The 20,608-nt window shown below is 71.7% G+C and carries 11 protein-coding genes; 5 read left to right on the forward strand and 6 right to left on the reverse strand.

What is annotated here, in order from left to right; all coding sequences use genetic code 11:
- Window positions 1-148: 148 nt before the first annotated feature.
- Window positions 149-1,162, reverse strand: a complete 1,014-nt coding sequence (gene gmd, locus ACFYXV_RS01305; RefSeq protein ID WP_030159241.1) for a GDP-mannose 4,6-dehydratase — start codon at window positions 1,160-1,162, stop codon at window positions 149-151.
- Window positions 1,163-1,470: 308 nt separating this feature from the next.
- On the opposite strand from gmd, the gene ACFYXV_RS01310 reads away from it, so the two are divergent.
- The gene (locus tag ACFYXV_RS01310) at window positions 1,471-2,415 is read left to right on the forward strand and encodes a GDP-L-fucose synthase family protein (protein ID WP_383345960.1); all 945 of its coding nucleotides are present in this window, start codon (window positions 1,471-1,473) and stop codon (window positions 2,413-2,415) included.
- A 20-nt stretch (window positions 2,416-2,435) separates the two neighbouring features.
- On the opposite strand, the gene ACFYXV_RS01315 is transcribed toward ACFYXV_RS01310, so the two are convergent.
- The gene (locus ACFYXV_RS01315) at window positions 2,436-3,923 is read right to left on the reverse strand and encodes a sugar transferase (RefSeq protein ID WP_389381742.1); all 1,488 of its coding nucleotides are present in this window, start codon (window positions 3,921-3,923) and stop codon (window positions 2,436-2,438) included.
- A gap of 382 nt (window positions 3,924-4,305) precedes the next feature.
- On the opposite strand from ACFYXV_RS01315, the gene ACFYXV_RS01320 reads away from it, so the two are divergent.
- A complete protein-coding gene (locus tag ACFYXV_RS01320) occupies window positions 4,306-6,570 on the forward strand; it encodes a M4 family metallopeptidase (RefSeq protein ID WP_389381743.1) in 2,265 nt (754 codons plus the stop codon).
- A gap of 673 nt (window positions 6,571-7,243) precedes the next feature.
- On the opposite strand, the gene ACFYXV_RS01325 is transcribed toward ACFYXV_RS01320, so the two are convergent.
- Both ACFYXV_RS01325 and ACFYXV_RS01330 read right to left on the reverse strand, forming a co-directional pair.
- Window positions 7,244-7,687, reverse strand: coding sequence for a hypothetical protein (locus tag ACFYXV_RS01325; protein WP_385469384.1), 444 nt, complete (start codon window positions 7,685-7,687; stop codon window positions 7,244-7,246).
- A 166-nt stretch (window positions 7,688-7,853) separates the two neighbouring features.
- Window positions 7,854-9,392 carry a DHA2 family efflux MFS transporter permease subunit gene (locus ACFYXV_RS01330; RefSeq protein ID WP_389381744.1) on the reverse strand — a complete coding sequence of 513 codons (1,539 nt, stop codon included), beginning with the start codon at window positions 9,390-9,392 and terminating at the stop codon, window positions 7,854-7,856.
- Window positions 9,393-9,541: 149 nt separating this feature from the next.
- On the opposite strand from ACFYXV_RS01330, the gene ACFYXV_RS01335 reads away from it, so the two are divergent.
- Window positions 9,542-10,564 carry an Lrp/AsnC family transcriptional regulator gene (locus ACFYXV_RS01335; protein ID WP_389381745.1) on the forward strand — a complete coding sequence of 341 codons (1,023 nt, stop codon included), beginning with the start codon at window positions 9,542-9,544 and terminating at the stop codon, window positions 10,562-10,564.
- A gap of 28 nt (window positions 10,565-10,592) precedes the next feature.
- Here ACFYXV_RS01335 and glgP read toward each other — a convergent pair whose 3' ends face one another.
- Both glgP and ACFYXV_RS01345 read right to left on the reverse strand, forming a co-directional pair.
- Window positions 10,593-13,247 (reverse strand): alpha-glucan family phosphorylase, encoded by a 2,655-nt coding sequence (glgP, locus tag ACFYXV_RS01340; protein WP_385469378.1) that lies wholly within the window; start codon window positions 13,245-13,247, stop codon window positions 10,593-10,595.
- A 269-nt stretch (window positions 13,248-13,516) separates the two neighbouring features.
- Window positions 13,517-16,258 carry a PKD domain-containing protein gene (locus tag ACFYXV_RS01345; protein WP_389381746.1) on the reverse strand — a complete coding sequence of 914 codons (2,742 nt, stop codon included), beginning with the start codon at window positions 16,256-16,258 and terminating at the stop codon, window positions 13,517-13,519.
- 525 nt (window positions 16,259-16,783) lie between these two features.
- Here ACFYXV_RS01345 and ACFYXV_RS01350 point away from each other — a divergent pair.
- Both ACFYXV_RS01350 and treS read left to right on the forward strand, forming a co-directional pair.
- The gene (locus ACFYXV_RS01350; RefSeq protein WP_385469374.1) at window positions 16,784-18,778 is read left to right on the forward strand and encodes a maltotransferase domain-containing protein; all 1,995 of its coding nucleotides are present in this window, start codon (window positions 16,784-16,786) and stop codon (window positions 18,776-18,778) included.
- Window positions 18,775-20,469 carry a maltose alpha-D-glucosyltransferase gene (gene treS / locus ACFYXV_RS01355; protein ID WP_383345931.1) on the forward strand — a complete coding sequence of 565 codons (1,695 nt, stop codon included), beginning with the start codon at window positions 18,775-18,777 and terminating at the stop codon, window positions 20,467-20,469. The genes ACFYXV_RS01350 and treS overlap by 4 nt, the downstream gene beginning before the upstream one ends.
- Window positions 20,470-20,608: the final 139 nt, after the last annotated feature.

A 20,608-nucleotide genomic window follows, 5' to 3' on the forward strand; every position in this document is an offset into this window, starting at 1 on the left:
CCCCTTGACCCTTTGCATACCAACTTGGAATGAACGGTTCAGGTTGGAGGGGGCACAGCGGACATACGGCAGGTTTGCCCCGGCCACACCCACCGATACCAGTGGAGATGACCGGGACACGGCAAATCGTAGGGGAAATATAAGGCCTTCAGCGGTCGATGCGGACCGTGGCGCCCGCCAGCTGGTCCTCGACCTGCCGGATGTCGGCGTCGACCATGATCTGCGCCAGCTCGGCCACGAGCACCGTCGGCTTCCAGCCAAGCAGTTCGTTGGCCTTGGAGGCATCGCCGATGAGGGCGTCGACCTCGCTCGGGCGCTCGTACTTGGGGTCGTAGCGCACGTGCTCCGCCCAGTCGAGGCCCGCGTGGGCGAAGGAGGACTCGACGAACTCGCGCACCGTGGCGGCCACGCCCGTGGCGACGACGTAGTCGGTCGGCTCGTCCTGCTGGAGCATCCGCCACATGGCGTCCACGTACTCGGGCGCGTAGCCCCAGTCGCGCACCGCGTCGAGGTTGCCCAGGTAGAGGTGCTCCTGGAGTCCGGCCTTGATCCGGGCGACCGCGCGGGTGATCTTGCGGGTCACGAAGGTCTCGCCGCGGCGCGGGGACTCGTGGTTGAACAGGATCCCGTTGACGGCGAACATGTCGTACGCCTCGCGGTAGTTCACCGTGGTCCAGTACGCGAACACCTTCGCGGCGCCGTACGGGCTGCGCGGGTGGAACGGGGTCTTCTCGTTCTGCGGGGGCGGGGTGGCGCCGAACATCTCCGAGGACGAGGCCTGGTAGATCCGGGTGTCCACACCGCTGGCGCGGATGGCCTCCAGGAGCCTCAGCGCGCCGAGGCCGGTCACGTCGCCCGTGTAGAGGGGCGCGTCGAAGGAGACGCGGACGTGCGACTGGGCGCCGAGGTTGTAGACCTCGTCGGGCCGGATCTCGCGCAGCAGGTTCACGAGCGCCACGCCGTCGGAGAGGTCGGCGTGGTGCAGGACGAAGGACCGGTTGGCGGTCTGCGGGTCCTGGTAGATGTGGTCGATCCGCTCGGTGTTGAAGCTGGAGGAACGCCGCACCAGGCCGTGCACCGTGTAGCCCTTGGAGAGCAGCAGCTCGGAGAGGTACGAGCCGTCCTGCCCGGTGACGCCGGTTATCAGTGCGGTCTTGCCCATGGGGTCCCCTTGATGGTGGTTGCTGTGGGTCGTGGTGAGGCTGGGCCTCGGGGTGGCTGCGGGCCGGGCCCTGGCAGGGGGTGGCGCACCTCGCCGCCGGGCCGCTGCCCGGAGGGCTGGATGGGTACCGTACACGCCCGGTGCGGACGTCTTTGCGGCGGATTCCGCCGCGGCACGCGCCGGGCCCGGCGGGGCGGTACGGCTCGCGGGGCGCCCCGGTCCCCCCGCGCGGGGGCGCTCCGGGGCGGCGGTGACCGGAATGCGGGCTGGTCCCGGGCCCGCCGGCGGCGGGTGGCATCATCGGCGGTATGACAAGTTCGCTGCCGCTCCTGCCCCCGAACGCCCGCGTCTTCGTCGCGGGCCACCGCGGCCTCGTGGGCTCCGCGGTCGCCCGCCGGCTCACGGCCGACGGCCACGAGGTGCTCACCCGGGGCCGCGCCGACCTCGACCTGCGCGACGCCGCCGCCACGGAGGCGTACCTGAAGGACGTCCGCCCCGACGCCGTCGTGCTGGCGGCCGCCAAGGTCGGCGGGATCATGGCCAACAGCACCTATCCGGTGCAGTTCCTGGAGGACAACCTCAAGATCCAGCTCAGCGTCATCGGCGGCGCGCACGCCGCCGGCGTCGGCCGGCTGCTGTTCCTGGGCTCCTCCTGCATCTACCCGAAGCTGGCCCCGCAGCCCATCAGCGAGGACGCCCTGCTGACGGGACCGCTGGAGCCGACCAACGAGGCGTACGCCCTGGCGAAGATCGCCGGCATCGTCCAGGTGCAGTCGTACCGGAAGCAGTACGGGGCCTCGTACATCTCGGCGATGCCGACGAACCTCTACGGCCCGGGCGACAACTTCGACCTGGAGACCTCGCACGTGCTGCCCGCCCTGATCCGGCGCTTCCACGAGGCCGCCGCCGAGGGCCGCGAGGAGGTCACCCTGTGGGGCAGCGGCACCCCGCGCCGCGAGTTCCTGCACGTGGACGACCTGGCGGCCGCCTGCGCGGTGCTGCTCGGCGGTTACGACGGGGACGAGCCGGTCAACATCGGCTGCGGCGAGGACCTCACGATCAAGGCCCTCGCCGAGACCGTCGCCGAGGTGACCGGCTTCCGCGGCCGGCTCGCCTGGGACACGTCCAAGCCGGACGGCACGCCGCGCAAGCTCCTGGACGTCACGCGCCTGACCTCGCTGGGCTGGAAGCCGGAGATCGGGCTGCGGGACGGGATCGCCGCCACCTACCGGTGGTGGCGCGAGCAGGGCTGAGCGCACGTACCGAGGACCTCCTAGTACGCTCCGCGGCCGTCGACGACGGCGCGGAGGGTACGCCCCATGACGTCGACGTCACTGGTGAAGGACCAGTTGTCCACGTACTGAAGGTCGAGCTGGATCGTCTCGTCCCAGGAGAGGTCGGAGCGCCCGCTGATCTGCCACAGTCCGGTCATGCCCGGCCGCACGGTGAGCCGGCGCAGTTCGACCTCGTCGTACCGGGCCACCTCCTCCGGCAGCGGCGGGCGCGGGCCGACCAGTGACATGTGGCCGCCCAGCACGTTCAGCAGCTGGGGCAGTTCGTCCATGGAGGTGCGGCGCAGCAGCCGGCCCACCCGGGTCACCCGGGGGTCTCGGCGGATCTTGAACATCAGGCCGTCGTTCTCGTTGGCCCCGGACAGCTCGTTCTTGAGCCGGTCCGCGTCCACGACCATGGTGCGGAACTTCCACATGGTGAACGGGACCCCGTCGCGCCCGATGCGCTGCTGGCGGTAGAACGCCGGGCCGCGCGAGCCGAGCCGGATCGCCAGGACGATGCCGAGGAAGACCGGCGAGAGCAGGAGCAGTCCGATGCCGGCCCCGGCCCGGTCGAGGACCGACTTGAGGAGGGTCTGCACGCCGCGGCTCACCGGCGGCGCCACCCTCAGCACGGCGAGCCCGCCGGCGGACAGGGTCTCCAGCCTCTTGACGGAGACCTCCACGAGCCCGGGGAAGACGGCGAGTTCCAGCCCCGCGTCGTGCAGGGCCCAGGCGACCTTGCGCAGCCTCTCCCCCGCGATCCTGGCGCCCGGGGCGACCAGGACCAGGTCGGCGTGGTGGCTGCGGACGGCGCCGAGCACGGCGGTGGAGTCCGCGTTCGGGGCCTCGGGCACGCTCTCGTCGAGCCGGGCCGCGACGGGCACCCCGCCTTCGAGCGGGCCGGCGCCGACCGGCACCACGCCGACCACCACGTACGGGTGGTCGGTGCGCGCGGCCAGGTGTTCGATGACGGCCCCTGCCGCGCCGGGCTCGCCGACCACCAGGACCCGGCTGACGGCGTGCGCCTCGCGGCGGGCCGCCGAGAGGTGGCGGTAGGTCAGTTTGTGGCAGGCCACGGTGACGAGGAGGGCGGGCAGCAGGGCGCCGAGCGCGGACAGCCGCGGGGTGCTCTCGCCGGTCACCACACGGGCGACGGCCAGGACACCGATGAGAATCAGCCAGTCGTGCAGGACGGGCAGCACTCCGCGCGATTCTCCGAGGGCGCGGGAGGCGTAGCGGCGGCGCACCGCCTGCACGCCGGTCCACGCGAGCGCCGCGCCGAGGGCGCAGTACACCGGCCGGACCTGCTGCGCGGCATGGAAGACCAGCCCCACGGGGACCGCGGCGCCGAGGAAGTCGGCCGTGAGGGCGGCGGGCAGGTACCAGCGCGCCTTGTCGCCGATCCGCCTCACCGGGGCTGCTGCGAGCCCCGCGGCGGCAGCCGCCGCTCCGGCCAGTCTTTGCGCAGGAAAATGGACATGCCTCATGGGCCCCCCTGGCACGTGGTCTATGACAGTGGCGCGTGCCCGTGGCTTCCCCTGGCTTCGGACAACTGGCGCACCGGGAAACAGTACGACAAACGCCCGTACGACAAATGCCGATTGCCCGAACGGGGCCTCTTGTTGCGCAAGTGTTAGCAACCGGTACCAACCGTTCCAGATATCGGACCCCTCTTTCGCACGCGAAGGTGAATGGTTCGGATACCGGATACGTCTCATCGGTCAACGAACCGTTTCCGGCCAACCTTTTGACGCGGCCCTGACATCGACGCCGACAGCTGGCACTCTTCGATCCGTTCTACGCACCAGCCCTGCTCTGCCCGGAGGCCCACCCAGCCATCCGGAACCCCCCTTGCAGAAGGAGTCTGCGTTGAGTCACACCCCCCACAGGCGTGCCACCGCGGCCGGCGCTCTCGTCGCCGCCGCCGCGCTGCTCGCCGTCGGCATCCAGGCCGGCACCGCCTCAGCCGACGCCACCGCGTCGCAGGCACCCTCCGCCAAGTCCAACGCGGGCGCGGCGGCCGTCAACCTCAGCGCGTCCGAGCGTGCGACGCTCATAGCCGACGCCAACTCGACCACCGTCCAGGCGGCCAAGGCCCTCGGCCTCGGCGAGCAGGAGAAGCTGGTCGTACGCGACGTCGTCAAGGACGCCGACGGCACCACGCACACCACGTACGAGCGCACCTACGGCGGACTCCCCGTGCTCGGTGGCGACCTGACGGTCCACGCCAAGGCCGGCGTCACCAAGAGCATCACCAAGGCCACCAACCACGAGATCAAGGTCGCGGACACCACCGCGACCGTGACCCCGGCGGGTGCCGAGGGCCAGGCCGTCTCCGCGGCCAACGCCGCGGGCTCCAAGGACGCCAAGGCGTCCAAGAGCGCCCGCAAGGTGATCTGGGCCGCCGAAGGCGCCCCCGTCCTCGCCTGGGAGACCGTCGTCGGCGGCCTCCAGGACGACGGCACCCCGAGCGAGCTGCACGTGGTCACCGACGCCAAGACCGGCGCGAAGATCACCCAGTGGCAGGCCATCGAGACGGGCACCGGCAACACCATGTACAGCGGCCAGGTCACGATGGGCACCTCCCAGTCGGGCAGCAACTACACGCTGACCGACGCCGGGCGCGGCAACCACAAGACGTACGACCTCAACGGCGGCAGCTCCGGCACCGGCAGCCTGTTCACCAACACGACCGACGTATGGGGCAACGGCGCCGCGTCCAACCGCGCGACCGCCGGTGCCGACGCGCACTACGGCGCCCAGCTGACGTGGGACTACTACAAGAACGTGCACGGCCGCAACGGCCTGCGCAACGACGGCGTGGCCCCGTACAGCCGGGTCCACTACGGCAACGCGTACGTGAACGCGTTCTGGGACGACTCCTGCTTCTGCATGACGTACGGCGACGGCACGAGCAACACGCACCCGCTGACGTCCATCGACGTGGCCGCCCACGAGATGACCCACGGCCTCACCTCGGTCACCGGCAACATGACCTACAGCGGTGAGCCCGGCGGCCTGAACGAGGCGACCTCCGACATCATGGCGGCGAACGTCGAGTTCTACGCCAACAACCCGCAGGACGTCGGCGACTACCTGGTCGGCGAGAAGATCGACATCAACGGCGACGGCACCCCGCTGCGCTACATGGACAAGCCGAGCAAGGACGGCGGCTCCAAGGACGCGTGGTACTCGGGCATCGGCGGCATCGACGTCCACTACTCCTCGGGCCCGGCCAACCACGTCTACTACCTGATGTCCGAGGGCTCCGGCGCCAAGGTCATCAACGGCGTCAGCTACAACTCGCCGACCTCGGACAACCTCCCGGTCACCGCGATCGGCCGCGACGCCGCCGCGAAGATCTGGTTCCGCGCGCTGACGGTGGGCTACTTCAAGTCCAACACCAACTACGCGGCCGCCCGTACGGCGACCCTCCAGGCCGCCGCCGACCTGTACGGCCAGGGCTCGACCACGTACAACAACGTGGCCAACGCCTGGGCCGGCATCAACGTCGGCGCGCGCATCGTCTCCGGCGTCTCGGTGACCCCGATCGCCAACCAGACCACCCAGATCAACACCGCCGTGAGCCTCCAGGTCCAGGCGACCAGCACCAACCCGGGTGCGCTCAGCTACGCGGCGACCGGCCTGCCGGCCGGCCTGTCGATCAACTCCTCGACCGGTCTGATCTCGGGCACGGCCACCACCGCGGGCACGTCCAACGTGACCGTGACGGTGACCGACTCGCAGAGCAAGACGGGCACGGCGTCCTTCACCTGGACCGTCGGCACGTCCCAGCAGAACGTGTTCGAGAACACGAACGACTACGCGATCGCCGACAACGCGACCGTCGAGTCCCCGATCGCCGTGACCCGCACGGGCAACGCCCCGAGCACCCTCAAGGTGGACGTGAACATCGTCCACACCTACGTCGGTGACCTGGTGGTCGACCTCGTCGCCCCCGACGGCACCGTCTACAACCTGCGCAACCGCACCGGCGGCAGCGCGGACAACATCGTCCAGCAGTTCACGGTGAACGCCTCCTCCGAGGTCGCCCAGGGCACCTGGAAGCTCCGCGTCCGGGACGCCGCCACCCTGGACACCGGCAAGATCGACAGCTGGAAGCTCACCTTCTGACCCCACCGGAGCAGGCAGGTGAAGCCATACGGCTGACCCACTGAAAACGCGGGGCCGTCCGGGAGAGACCCTCCCGGGCGGCCCTGTTCCATGTGCCCCTGCCGTACGGGACCTGCGCCCCGGCGAGCGGGGGCCTTCGGCGGCCGTCGGCGGCCCCCGCGCACACCGGCGGGTACGCGCGCCGCGCGCCGGCGGCCTTCCCGCTCCCCGAACTCGCGCAGACCGCGCTCGACCGCCACTTCCGCCCGGACGGCCTCGGCGGGGATCCTGGTGCCCGGATGCGGACCACCCCGCGGCTGCGCGCCGCCTGCGGTGCCCCGGCGGAAGTCCTCACCGTCCTCGGCGACTTCGTCGAGGTCTGGCTCGCCAAGGAGGGACACGATGGTGTCGTCGGAGTCAACCACCTGGAGAAGATCCAGCTCGCCACCGCCCCGGCGATGTTCGGCGCGATCCTGGCAGGCGTCGACCACGTGCTCGTGGGCGCGGGAGTCCCCGGTCAGATCCCTGCCCTCGCCGACCGGCTGGCGCGCCGCGAACCCTGTGTGACCCGGATCGCGGTGGAGGGCGACGTACGGCCCCCGGACCACGTGTTCGATCCCGCCGCGCTGACGGCCGCGAGGGCCCGGCACCCCGGGGGTGCCGGGCCCTCGCCCGTGCTCGGCGGACCTGAGGGTCAGCCGTTGTTCCGGAAGGCGGAGCGGAAGTCGTCGTCGTCCCAGCGCGAATCGCCGCAGCCGCCCCGGCGGAAGTCGTCGCGGCAGTCGTCATGGTGGGTGCGGACCGGCACGAACGTCACCGAGAGGGCCTCGACGTTGTACACCGTGTCCCCCGGCTGCAGCTCGCGCTCCACCCGGCCGCCGCAGGCACGGTTCGGGTAGAGCACGGCCCGCGACTCGGTGCCGTTGTGCACCGCGGTCGCCGGGCGGTTCCGCGAGGTGTCCGTCAGCTCGTAGCAGGTGTCGTTGTCCGCCGGGCGGATCTGCGCCCGTTCGTCGTTGTCGATGATGTATTGCAGTCGGCCGAGGTCGTCGTGGCCGCCGGCCAGTGACGGGCCGGCGGCGGGCAGGACGAGGGCGAGGGCGCCGAGGAACGCGACGGCGGTCTGGCGAAGACGCATGGGGGGCAGTCCGTTTCTGTGGGCACAGGGTGCCGCTCCGGTGGCACCCGGCGGGCAGGGGCGAGAGCGGTATTCCACGCCGAGGCACTGCGCCATGCGCAACACGTTCGAAGGTTCACCCTCCCGGCCCGGCCACCTTCACCCGCACGGCCCCGCCCGCGGCGCGCTACACGGATGCGCGTTCGGATGCCGGCGAGCCCTCGGCCGCCGGAGCCGGGACACCGGCGCCGGCCGCGACGGGAGTCCGGGCCCCGTCCTTCGTACGGACCAGCACCAGCACCAGCAGCGCCCCCGCCAGGCCCATCAGCCCCGAGGTCAGGAACGTTCCGCGCAGCCCGCTCGCGAAGGCCTCCTCGACCCAGGCCCGTGCGGCCGGACCCGTCGCCAGCAGCTGCCCGGCCCGCCCGGAAGCCAGCGCCTCGGCCGCTTCGCGGCCCTGGCCGGAGCCGGCGAGACCGTCCCGCAGCCCTGCCTGGAAGACCGCGCCGAGCACCGCGACACCGAGCGCCATGCCCAGCTGCCGCGCGGTGTTCAGGGCCCCGCCGGCCATGCCCGCCCGGGCCGGGGCCACGGCGCCCATCGCGGCGGCCGCCAGGGCCGGGGTCGCCATGCCCACGCCGAGCCCGGTCACCACCAGCCCCGGGACCAGGGCGGACCAGCCGTCGCCGGCGTCCGTCATCCAGGCCTGGAGCAGCGCGCCCGCTCCGATCAGCAGCAGCCCGCCGCCGATGGTCAGCCGCGCCGGAGCCCCGTGCAGCAGCCGCCCGGCCGCCGCGGAGACGGCGAACGAGGAGATGCTCAGCGGCACCAGCACCAGGCCGGCGGAGACCGGACCCATCCCCTCCGCGGACTGCAGCCACAGGGACACGTACATCAGGTACGAGAACGCGGCCCCGGACAGCAGCAGCGCCCCGGCCATCACGCCGACGAAGGAGCGGCTGCGGAACAGCGAGAGGTCCAGCATCGGGCGGGAGCTGCGCAGTTCGACGAGGACGAAGGCGGCGAAGGCGGCCACGCCGAGGCCGAACAGGCCGAGGGTTGCGGCCCCGGTCCAGCCGTTCTCGCCGACGCGGATCAGCGCGTACGTGACGGCCGCGGCCCCCGTGGTGAACGCGGCCATGCCGGGCAGGTCGAGACCCTTGGCGCGCGGGTCGCGGGACTCGGCGACCGACCGGCAGGTCACGTACACGGCCAGGGCGCAGACGGGGAGGTTGATGAAGAAGATCCAGCGCCAGCCGAAGTGCTGGGTGAGAAGCCCGCCCAGGATCGGGCCGGCCGCCGCGGCGGCGCCGTTGACCGCGCCCCAGACGCCGAAGGCGACCCCGCGGTCGCGGCCCTGGTAGGCGCTGCTCAGCAGGGCCATGGTGGTGGCGAACATCGCGGCGCCGCCGATGCCCTGGACGGCGCGGAACGCGATCAGCGCGGCCGGGCCGTCGGCCAGCCCGCAGGCGAGCGAGGCGGCGGCGAAGATCCCGAGCCCCGCGAGGTAGACCCGGCGGCGGCCGATCCGGTCGGCGAGGGACCCGGCGCCGAGCAGCAGCGCGGCGAGGGCCAGGGCGTAGCCGTCGATGACCCACTGGAGTCCGGAGAAGGAGGTGTGCATGTCGGCGGCCATGTCGGGCAGGGCGACCATCACGATCGTGACGTCGACCAGGAGCATGAACGCCCCGAGGCACACCGCGGTGAGCGGGAGCCATTTACGCATGGGAGAACTCCTCGGGACCCGGAGGCCCGGCAGGGGGTTGATAAGGGGCTGGCGGTGCGTCCAAACTCCCATCCGGGCTGCCGATCCCCCACCCAGCCCCCTCCGGCTGCCGGATTTCCTCCATCACATGCCCTGCCATGATGGAAACCATGACGACACTCGTACAGCTGGACGAGCTCGACCGGGGCCTGATGGAGGCCCTGATGATCGACGGACGGGCCGCCTTCAGCAAGATCGCCGAGGTGCTGGAGGTCTCCGACCAGACGGTGGTGCGCCGCTACCGCCGGCTGCGGACCTCGGGGCTGCTCCGGGTGATCGGGCTGCCGCTGGGCAGCCGCGTCGGACTCTTCGAATCCTGGCTGCGGGTGCAGTGCGCGCCGGACGCCGCGCTCGCGGTGGCCGGGGCGCTGGCGCGGCGGCCGGACATCTCCTGGGTGAAGCTCGGCTCCGGCGGCACCGAGATCAACTGCCTGACCAAGGCCCGGACCCGGCAGGACCGCGACGGCCTGCTGCTGGACAAGCTCCCGCGCACCCGCCGGGTGACCGGGGTCAGCGCCCACACCATCCTGCGGGTGTACTACGGCGGCCCGTCGGGGTGGTGCGGTCTGGACGTGCTGCGGCCCGAGCAGGTCGAGGCGCTGGGGCAGGCCCCGGCCCGGCCCCCCGTGGTCCACGGCCGGGAGCAGGAGCGGTACGCCCTGGACGAGGCGGAGCAGGCGATGCTCGCGGTGCTGGCGCAGGACGGCCGGGCCGGCTATCCGGAGCTGGCCCGTGCCTCCGGCCTGTCGGAGTCCACCGCGCGCCGGCGCCTCGACCGGCTGCGGGAGCTGCGGGCGCTCTACTTCGACCTGGAGCTCGTCCCCTCGACGCTGGGCTTCGAGGCCGAGGCGACGCTGCTGCTGACCGCGGCCCCGGCACTGCTGGCGGAGGCGGGGGCCGCGCTGGCCGGCCATCCGGAGGTGCCGTTCGCGGCCGCGGTGACGGGTACGGCCAACCTGATGGCCGCGGTGGTGTGCCGGGACACCGACGAGCTCTACACGTACCTGACCGAGCGGATCGGCGCGGTGCCCGGCATACGGCACGTGGAGGTGATCCCGACCCTGCGCAACATCAAGCGGGCCGGGATGCTGGTCGAGGGCGGGCGGCTGGTCGATCCGCCGCCCGCCCCCTGAACCGCGGAGCCCTGCGGCCCCCCGGCCGCTAGCGCAGCAGTACGCCGCCGCCCGCGCCCGCGTCACCGGCCGCGTCGGTCTCCACCGGGGCCGCGACCAGCCCCAGTTCGGCCGGGGTCGCCAGCATCGGGTGCGCGGGCAGGATCCGTACGGTGTAGCCGTAGGGCCCCGTACGGTCGAGGGCGAGCGGGCCCTCGTACATCCAGCGCCCCTCCAGGTCCGGCCCGGCGGTGGGCTTGAGCGGGAAGGAGCGCCCGTCGCGGATCACGTCCTGCGGGTCCACCCGCCCGGCGACGGCCTGGACCTCCACGTCCTCGGGCGTGAGGGCGTCCAGCGCGACGCGCACGCGCAGGGTGAGGGTGGCCCCGAGCTCGGCCGTGCCGCCCACCGGGGCCGCCGCCAGAGCCTCCACGTGCTCGACGGTGACCCGCGGCCAGGCCGCCCGGACCCGCCCCTTCCACCAGGCCAGGTCCCGCGCCGCGTCCGCGTTCAGGGTCCGGTGGGCGCGGGCGGCCGGGGCGTACAGCCGCTCCACGTACTCGCGCACCATGCGGCCCGCGAGCACCTTGGGCCCCAGCGAGACGAGAGTGCGACGGACCATCTCGATCCACCGCACCGGCAGCCCGCTGCGGCCCGCCCGGTCGTAGAACCGCGGCGCGACCCTGTCCTCGATCAACTCGTAGAGGGCGCCCGCCTCCAGGTCGTCGCGCCGGTCCTCGTCCGTCCCGAGCCCGTCGGCCGTCGGAATGGCCCAGCCGAAGTCCGGTTCGAACCATTCGTCCCACCAGCCGTCCAGCACGGACAGGTTGAGGCAGCCGTTGAGCGCCGCCTTCATCCCGCTGGTACCGCAGGCCTCCAGCGGCCGCAGCGGGTTGTTCAGCCAGACGTCGCAGCCCGGGTAGAGCTTCTGCGCCATGGCCATGCCGTAGTCGGGCAGGAAGACGATCCGGTGGCGCACCCGCGGATCGTCGGAGAACCGCACCAGCTCCTGGACGAGCCGCTTGCCCCCGTCGTCGGCCGGGTGCGCCTTGCCCGCGACGACGATCTGCACGGGCCGCTCCGGGTCGAGCAGCAGCGCGCGCAGCCGCTCGGGGTCGCGCAGCATCAGCGTGAGCCGCTTGTACGAGGGCACGCGCCGGGCGAAGCCGATGGTGAGCACATCCGGGTCGAGCACGGAGTCCACCCAGCCGAGTTCGGCCTCCGCGGCCCCGCGCTGGAGCCACGAGGCCCGCAGCCGGTCGCGCACCTCCTGCACCAGCTGCTCGCGCAGCACGCGCCGCAGGTCCCAGATGTCCTGGTCGCCGATGTCGGCGACCGCGTCCCAGCGCTGGGAGCCGCCCACCGACAGCGCGTCCTCGGTCCGCCCGGCGCCGATCTGGCGGGCGCCCAGGCGGACCACCTCGGGGGCCACCCAGGTCGGGGCGTGGACGCCGTTGGTCACGGAGGTGATCGGCACGTCGGCCGGGTCGAAGCCCGGCCACAGCCCCGCGAACATGCCGCGGCTGACGGCCCCGTGCAGGGTCGAGACCCCGTTGGCCCGCTGGGCCAGGCGCAGCCCCATCACCGCCATGTTGAAGACCCCGGGGTCGCCGCCGGGATAGGACTCGGCGCCCAGCTCCAGGATCCGGTCGACCGGCAGGGCGGCCAGCTCCGCGCCGGGCCCGAAGTGGCGGGCGACCAGGGCCCGCTCGAAGCGGTCGATGCCGGCGGGCACCGGCGTGTGCGTCGTGAACACGGTCCCGGCGCGCACCGCCTCGACGGCGGCCTCGAAGCCGAGCCCCTGCTCCCCTTCCAGTTCCCTTATGCGTTCGAGCCCGAGGAAGCCGGCGTGTCCCTCGTTCGTGTGGAACACCTCGGGGTCGGGGTGCCCGGTGATCCGGCAGTACGCGCGCACCGCGCGCACGCCGCCGATGCCGAGCAGCATCTCCTGGAGGAGGCGGTGGTCGCTGCCGCCGCCGTAGAGCCGGTCGGTCACCTCGCGGGCGCCGGAGTCGTTGTCCTCGACGTCGGAGTCGAGGAGCAGCAGCGGTACCCGGCCTACGCGGGCCTGCCAGATGTGCGCGTGCAGGGCCCGGCCGCCGGGCAGGCTCAGGCTCACCCGGGCCGGTGCCCCCTCGCCGTCGCGCAGCAGGGAGACGGGCAGTTCGTTGGGGTCGAGGACGGGATAGTGCTCCTGCTGCCAGCCGTCGCGGGAGAGGGACTGGCGGAAGTAGCCGTGCCGGTACAGCAGTCCCACGCCGATGAGCGGGACGCCGAGGTCGCTGGCGGCCTTGAGGTGGTCCCCGGCGAGGATGCCGAGGCCGCCGGAGTACTGCGGCAGGGCGGCGGTGATCCCGAACTCGGGTGAGAAGTAGGCGATCCCGGCGGGCAGCTCGGCATGGTCCTCGTGACTCTGGTACCACCTCCCGCCGTGGACGTAGTCGTCGAGGTCGGCGGCGACGACGGCGAGGCGGCGCAGGAACCGCCGGTCGCCGGCCAGTTCCTCCAGCCGGGGTGCGGAGACCGCGCCGAGCAGCCGGACGGGATCGCCGCCGGCGGCCTGCCAGCCCTCGGGGTCGACGGATTGGAAGAGTTCACGGGTCTCGGTATGCCACGACCAGCGCAGATTGCGCGCGAGATCGGCAAGCGGAAGCAATGGTTCCGGGAGGACGGGGCGCACGGTGAATCGACGGATAGCCTTCACACGTTCTACCTTCGCAGGCGATTGCGGATCGAAGCGGCCGCACCACGCTGTGCGTCCGCGCATCACCCCGGGAAGGCTAGCTTCACCGGGGCCCCGCCTGCCACGGTGCCTCGTGCGCCGGACCCCGCCGCGCACCCCGCCGGGCACCTCGCCGCGCACCTCGCCGGGCACTCCGCCGGCCACCCCGCCCCGAACGCCGCCGCCCCGGCCACCGCGTGCGGTGCACGGGTGGCCGGGGCGGCGGGTCTCGCGGGTCGTTCGGCGGGGGGTCAGCCCTGGGTGAACCAGCCGAGCAGGTCGGTGATCACGTGGGTGCTGCCGCCCCAGCTGTTGGCGACGGTGACGCGGCCTGCGTCGCCCACGGGGGTGGTGACGTGGTTGGGGACGGTGTCACCGGGACGGGTGTTGAGGCTGCTGGCGTCCGGGCGGGCGCTGCCGTACCCGTACACGGTGAGGAAGCCGGGGCCGGTGGAGTCGGTCGCGGTGACGTTCAGGGCCGCGCCGATCGCGCCGGCGGGCAGGCCGGTGACGGTGGTGGTGGCGCCGGGGGCGAGCTTGCCGGTGGTGCGGGTGTCGGCGAGGCGGCGCGGGGCGGCCGGGGTGAACAGGGCCTTTCCGTCCTTGCCGTACCAGCCGACGGCGTCGAGGATCAGGTGGGTGGAGCCGGTGTTGGTGTAGAGGGTGATGGTGCCGTTCGGGCCGACGGGGACGATGGCCTGGTTCGACTTGTCCTTGCCGGGTTCCAGGTTGAGGTTCGACGTCGCGGGGCGCTTGTCCGCCTCCGGGTAGGCGATGACGTGCGCGTTCTCGGTGGAGCCGGTGCCGGTCAGGTTGAAGGCGACGGCGGTGGCGTCGGCGGGGATGCCGTTCACGCCGGCGACCTTCACCGTACGGGTCTGGCCGCCGCCCAGCGCGCCGCCCGCGGTACGGGTGTCGGCGAGGCGGGTCGGAGCGACCGGGGTGAACCGCTGGCCGATGCCGGGCTGGTAGTAGCCGACGAAATCGACGACGAGCGCGGCCCTGCCGGAGTTGAGCTGGGCCGAGACCTTGCCGTCGGCGCCCACGGGCACGGTGACGGTGTTGGAGGAGGTGCCGCCCGCCTTGACGTTGACGTTCGAGGTGGCGGGGCGCGGCTGGCCGGAGGGCCACACGCTCAGGTGGGTGTCCTCGCCGGCACCGGTGACGGTGACGTTGAGGACGGCCGCGGCCATGCCGCCGGACAGGACGTGGTCCGGCACCGACAGCCCGGCCGGCAGGGTCACCTCGGTGGAGCTCCCGCCCCACAGGGCGGTGCCGTTGGCGCGCGTGTCCAGCAGCCGGAACGGCGCCGTGGCGACGTAGCCGGAGGGCGCGTAGTCCACCTTCACGCTCCGCGTGGCCGTGGACACGGCCCCCTTGGTGTCGCGGACGGTGAGCGACACCTTGTACTCGCCGGGCGCCGCATAGGTGTGCCGGGTGTCGTCCTGCTGCGCGGGGCTGCCGTCGCCGTAGTCGACGTACATGCGGTCCACGGGCCACGGCGCACTGGTGGATCCGGCGTCGACACGGATGGTCAGCGGCCGGACTCCGTCCATCGGGCTGTCCGTGGCCGGCAGCACCGGCTCCGTGGTGAAGGCGGCGGTCAGCGGGCCGGCCGCGGTCACCTTGGTGGACTTCTCGGTGGAGACCCTCTTCCCGACGCCGTTGACCGCCGTCACCTTGACCGTGCAGGCGCACGGACCGGCGTAGACGTGCGTGGCGACCGCGTTGGCCCCGTTGCCCTGGCGGGTGACGACGGGGGCCGTCCCGTCGCCGAAGTCCACCTCGTACGCCATCGCGGTGGGCCACTGGCTGTTCGAGACCGCCTGCACCTCGACCGGGGTGCCGGCCGGGGCGTAGGTCCGGTCGATGACCATCCAGACCTCGCTCAGGCCGTCCTGGGTCTCGTGGGCGCCGCGGTCCAGGTAGCCGCCGTCCTTGCCGGTGTTGGGGACGCCGGGATCGTCGGCGACCGGGTCCCCGGCGAAGTCGCTCGGCAGCACGCCCGGCGCCGTCGGATCGGCGGAGTCGATGGTGGGCGAGCCGGGCATGTCGCCGACGCCCTCGCGCGACGCGGTCAGGATGTCGTGCGCGCCCTGGCCGGTGGCGGCCCGGAAGGCGGCCGGCGTCGGATAGCCGGTGCCGGACCAGTTGTAGGCGGCCGCCGGCGCCTGGTGCCCGGTGAGCAGGTTGTAGTCGGCGCGGGTGCCCTCCGCGGCCTCCGGCGACACCGAGATGCCCACGCGCGGTTGGGTCGACTGGCAGGCGACCGAGCTCGCGTTGGTGTGCAGCACGTTGTTGAACACCGCCGAACCGGTCGAGCCGCCGCCGACCGAGAGGGTCGCCCCGCACATGCCTTCGAGCGTGTTGTTGGTGACGACCGTGGCGGGCGCGTCCACGACCGCGAGCGGCGGCTGGTAGACGCCGAGGAGGAGGTTCCGGCCGAGGACGGTGCCCCGGGAGCCCCCCTCGACCTTGACGGCCCCCCTCAGCCGGTTCCGGGTGAGGCGCACGTCCGTGCTGCCCTCGCCGATGACAACGGCCTCGAGCCTGCCCCGGGAGATGTCCATCCGGTCCAGCTCGACACCGGTGGAACGGCCGACCTTGACGCCGCCGGTGGCCCTCACTCCGTGTACCACCACGTGAGCGGCGCCGCTGAGCGTGAGGCCCTTGGAAAGCTCCGGGGAGTACTGGACGTCGGAGCCGCCGTCGAACGTGATCGGCCTGCCGGGCTCGCCGGAGCGGTCGACGGTGACCGCCTCGGCGTACACCCCGGCCTTGATCCGCACGGTCTGGCCCGGGCCGACGATCCTGGCGGCCGCCGAGACCGTGCAGAACGGGGCGGCCTGCGCTCCGGAGCCGGCGTCGGAGCAGCCGGCGTCGTTCTTGTCGACGTAGAGCGAGGCCGGTGCATCGGCGGCCGCGGAGACCGGAACACCGAGAAGAGTGACGAGGCCCGCGGTGAGCAGGACCACCGTACGAGTGGCACGCAAGAGGAACGTTCCTTCGGAAAAAGTGATGCGAATTCAGGACACCCCGGCGGGCGGAAGCGCACAGGAAACTCACAGAGACGACCCCATGATCCACCCGGGGAAGGCCACTGTCACTACGGATATTCCGCCCTTCACTGCCCAAATCTCCGGTCACAGACGATGCCTGTGGGACCGGTGTGACGAGGGGTTCAGGGCGTACATCCGTTAGTCCCAACCGACTTGACTGAGCCTCGGCAGATGTCGGCCAAGGCCTTGGTCCGGGCCGCGCGACTACGTACGAGTAGTTAACCGAGTGCACTGATTGAGCGGGGTGAGAGTGGGCAGGGCTCCCCGCGTACACGCACGGCACCCCGCCCCACCACCTCTCCCGCCACCCGAGTGAACGCGGACAGGAGCGGCCATGCCCGCAGCCCAGCCGTCTTCCGAGCGGCTAGAAACAGAGCGAACAGAGCGTGCACGACCAGCCGGTGTCCCGGCTGGGCTGTTGTCACCGAGCCCTGCGAACTGCCCCCAGGTGATCCCATCATGATCGGTCGCATTCCCGTTCTGGACGTCCGCCCCGCCGTCGACTGCGGCGCCAGACCCGCCAAGGCGGTCGTGGAGGAGGTCTTCGAGATCTCAGCCACCGTTTTCCGCGAGGGCCACGACGCCGTCGCCGCCCATGTCGTGCTCCGCGACCCCACCGGGCGGCTGCGGCCCCCCGTGCCGATGCGGGAGCTGGCGCCCGGCACCGACCGGTGGGGCGCTCGGGTCTCCGCCGAGGCCGAGGGGAGGTGGACGTACACCGTCGAGGCGTGGAGCGACCCGGTCGGCACCTGGCAGGCCCACGCGGCGATCAAGATCCCGGCCGGCATCGACCCCGGGCTCACCCTCCTCGAAGGCGCCGAGCTCTACGAGCGGGCCGGCTCCCGGATCCCCAAGAAGGACGGCCGCGAGCACGTCCTGGCCGCCGCCGAGGCCATGCGCGACGAGGACCGCCCCGTGGAACTGCGGTACTCCGCCGCCCTCGCGGCCCCGGTGCAGGACGCCTTCGTCCGGCGCCCGTACCGGGAACTGGTCACCGCCTCCAAGGCCCTGCCGCTGGTCGTGGAGCGCAAGCGGGCCCTCTTCGGCTCCTGGTACGAGATGTTCCCCCGCTCCGAGGGCGCCGTCGTCGAGCCCGGCGCGGAACCGGTGAGCGGAACGCTGCGCACCGCCGCCGAGCGGCTGCCGGCCATCGCCTCGATGGGGTTCGACGTGGTGTACCTGCCACCGATCCACCCCATTGGGAGTACGTACCGCAAGGGACCGAACAACACCCTTTCGGCTGGAAGTTGGGACCCCGGTGTGCCGTGGGCCATCGGCTCCACCGAAGGCGGCCACGACGCCGTCCACCCCGACCTCGGCACGATCGAGGACTTCGACGCCTTCGTCGCCCGCGCCCGCGAGCTGCGCATGGAGATCGCGCTCGACTTCGCACTCCAGTGCTCCCCGGACCACCCCTGGGTGGAGAAGCACCCCGAGTGGTTCCGCCACCGGGCCGACGGGACGATCGCGTACGCCGAGAACCCGCCGAAGAAGTACCAGGACATCTACCCGATCCACTTCGACACCGACATGGCCGGTCTCGTCGAGGAGACGGCCCGCATCCTGCGGTACTGGATGGACCACGGCGTACGCATCTTCCGGGTGGACAATCCGCACACCAAGCCGGTCGTCTTCTGGCAGAAGGTGATCGCGGACATCAACAAGTCCGACCCCGACGTGATCTTCCTGGCGGAGGCCTTCACCCGGCCCGCCATGATGCGCACGCTCGCCGCGATCGGCTTCCAGCAGTCGTACACGTACTTCACCTGGCGCAACACGAAGGCCGAGCTGACCGAGTACCTGACAGAACTCGCGGACACCCGCTCGGCCTCCGTCATGCGGCCGAATTTCTTCGTCAACACGCCCGACATCCTCCACGAGTACCTCCAGCACGGCGGCCGCCCGGCCTTCGAGGTGCGCGCCGTCCTCGCCGCCACCCTCTCCCCCACCTGGGGCGTCTACGCCGGGTACGAGCTGTGCGAGAACACCCCGGTGCGGGAGGGCAGCGAGGAGTACCTGAACTCCGAGAAGTACGAGTTCCGGCCACGCGACTGGGCGGCCGCAGACCGCGAGGGCCGCACGATCGCCCCGCTGATCACCGCCCTCAACCGGCTGCGCCGCCGCAACCCGGCGCTCCAGCAGCTGCGCGACATCCACTTCCACACGACCGACAACGACCAGGTGATCGCCTATTCGAAGCACGCGGGCGCCAATTCCGTACTGGTGGTCGTCAACCTCGATCCGCACCACACCCAGGAGGCGACGGTCTCGTTGGACATGCCGGCACTCGGCCTCGACTGGCACGGGTCCCTCGCGGTGCGCGACGAGCTCACCGGCGAGACCTACCACTGGGGCAGGGCCAACTACGTGCGTCTGGAGCCGGGCCGCACGCCCGCACACGTACTGGCGGCTCTGCGACCGTCCCCGCCCACCGGAGGGTCACCCACCACATGATGATCAACGATCCCGTCCACGACACGTTCGAGGACACCCCCGCGAAGGACCGCGACCCCGACTGGTTCAAGCGGGCGGTCTTCTACGAGGTGCTCGTACGCTCCTTCCACGACAGCAACGGCGACGGCGTAGGAGACCTGAAGGGACTCACCGCCAAGCTCGACTACCTCCAGTGGCTGGGCGTCGACTGCCTCTGGCTGCCGCCGTTCTTCGCCTCGCCGCTCCGCGACGGGGGCTACGACGTCGCGGACTACACGTCCGTGCTGCCCGAGTTCGGCGATCTCGCCGACTTCGTGGAGTTCGTGGACGCCGCGCACCACCGCGGCATGCGGGTGATCATCGACTTCGTCATGAACCACACGAGCGACCAGCACGAGTGGTTCCAGCAGTCCCGCAAGGACCCGGACGGTCCGTACGGCGACTACTACATGTGGGCCGACAACGACAAGCAGTACCAAGACGCCCGCATCATCTTCATCGACACCGAAACCTCCAACTGGACGTACGACCCGGTCCGCAAGCAGTACTACTGGCACCGCTTCTTCTCGCACCAGCCGGACCTCAACTACGAGAACCCGGCCGTCGTGGAGGAGATCGTCTCGGCGCTGCGCTTCTGGCTGGACCTCGGCATCGACGGCTTCCGGCTCGACGCCGTGCCCTACCTCTACGCCGAGGAGGGCACCAACTGCGAGAACCTGCCGCGCACCCACCGGCTCCTCAAGCGGGTCAGGGCCGAGATCGACGCGCACTACCCCGACACCGTGCTGCTCGCCGAGGCCAACCAGTGGCCCGAGGACGTCGTCGACTACTTCGGCGACTTCGCGAAGGGCGGGGACGAATGCCACATGGCCTTCCACTTCCCCGTCATGCCGCGCATCTTCATGGCCGTACGAAGAGAGTCGCGCTACCCCGTCTCCGAAATCCTGGCCAAGACCCCGGCGATCCCGGACCGCTGCCAGTGGGGCATCTTCCTGCGCAACCACGACGAGCTCACCCTCGAAATGGTCACCGACGAAGAGCGCGACTACATGTACGCCGAGTACGCCAAGGACCCGCGGATGCGGGCCAACATCGGCATCCGGCGCCGGCTCGCCCCGCTGCTGGACAACGACCGCAACCAGATGGAGCTGTTCACCGCCCTGCTGCTGTCGCTGCCCGGCTCGCCGGTGCTCTACTACGGCGACGAGATCGGCATGGGCGACAACATCTGGCTCGGCGACCGCGACGGGGTCCGCACCCCGATGCAGTGGACCCCGGACCGCAACGCCGGTTTCTCCTCCTGCGATCCGGGCAGGCTCAACCTGCCGGTCATCATGGACCCGGTCCACGGGTACCAGGTCACCAACGTCGAGGCCGCGATGGCATCGCCCTCGTCGCTGCTGCACTGGACCCGCAGGATGATCGAGGTCCGCAAGGCGAACCCGGCCTTCGGCCTCGGCTCGTACACCGAACTGCCCTCGTCCAACCCGGCGGTACTGGCCTTCCTGCGCGAGTACGGGGACGACCTGGTGCTGTGCGTGCACAACTTCTCGCGTTTCGCGCAGCCCACCGAGCTGGACCTCCGGTCGTTCAACGGGCGGGTTCCGGTGGAGCTCACGGGTGACGTGCGCTTCCCGCCGATCGGCGAATGGCCGTACCTGCTCACGCTCGCGGGGCACGGCTTCTACTGGTTCCGCCTGCGCAGCGAGTAGCCGCCGAGTACGGGGTGGGCGCGCGAATGGGTCAATCGCCCGCCCCTGTACGGATCATCCTGACCCGACACTCGTACACCACCGGAGAAGCAACTGACGCGATCCGGGACACTCTCCGCATTCTGTGACGGCCCGGGGA

The sequence above is a fragment of the Streptomyces sp. NPDC002181 genome (genome assembly GCF_042890485.1).
Lineage (GTDB): Bacteria > Actinomycetota > Actinomycetes > Streptomycetales > Streptomycetaceae > Streptomyces.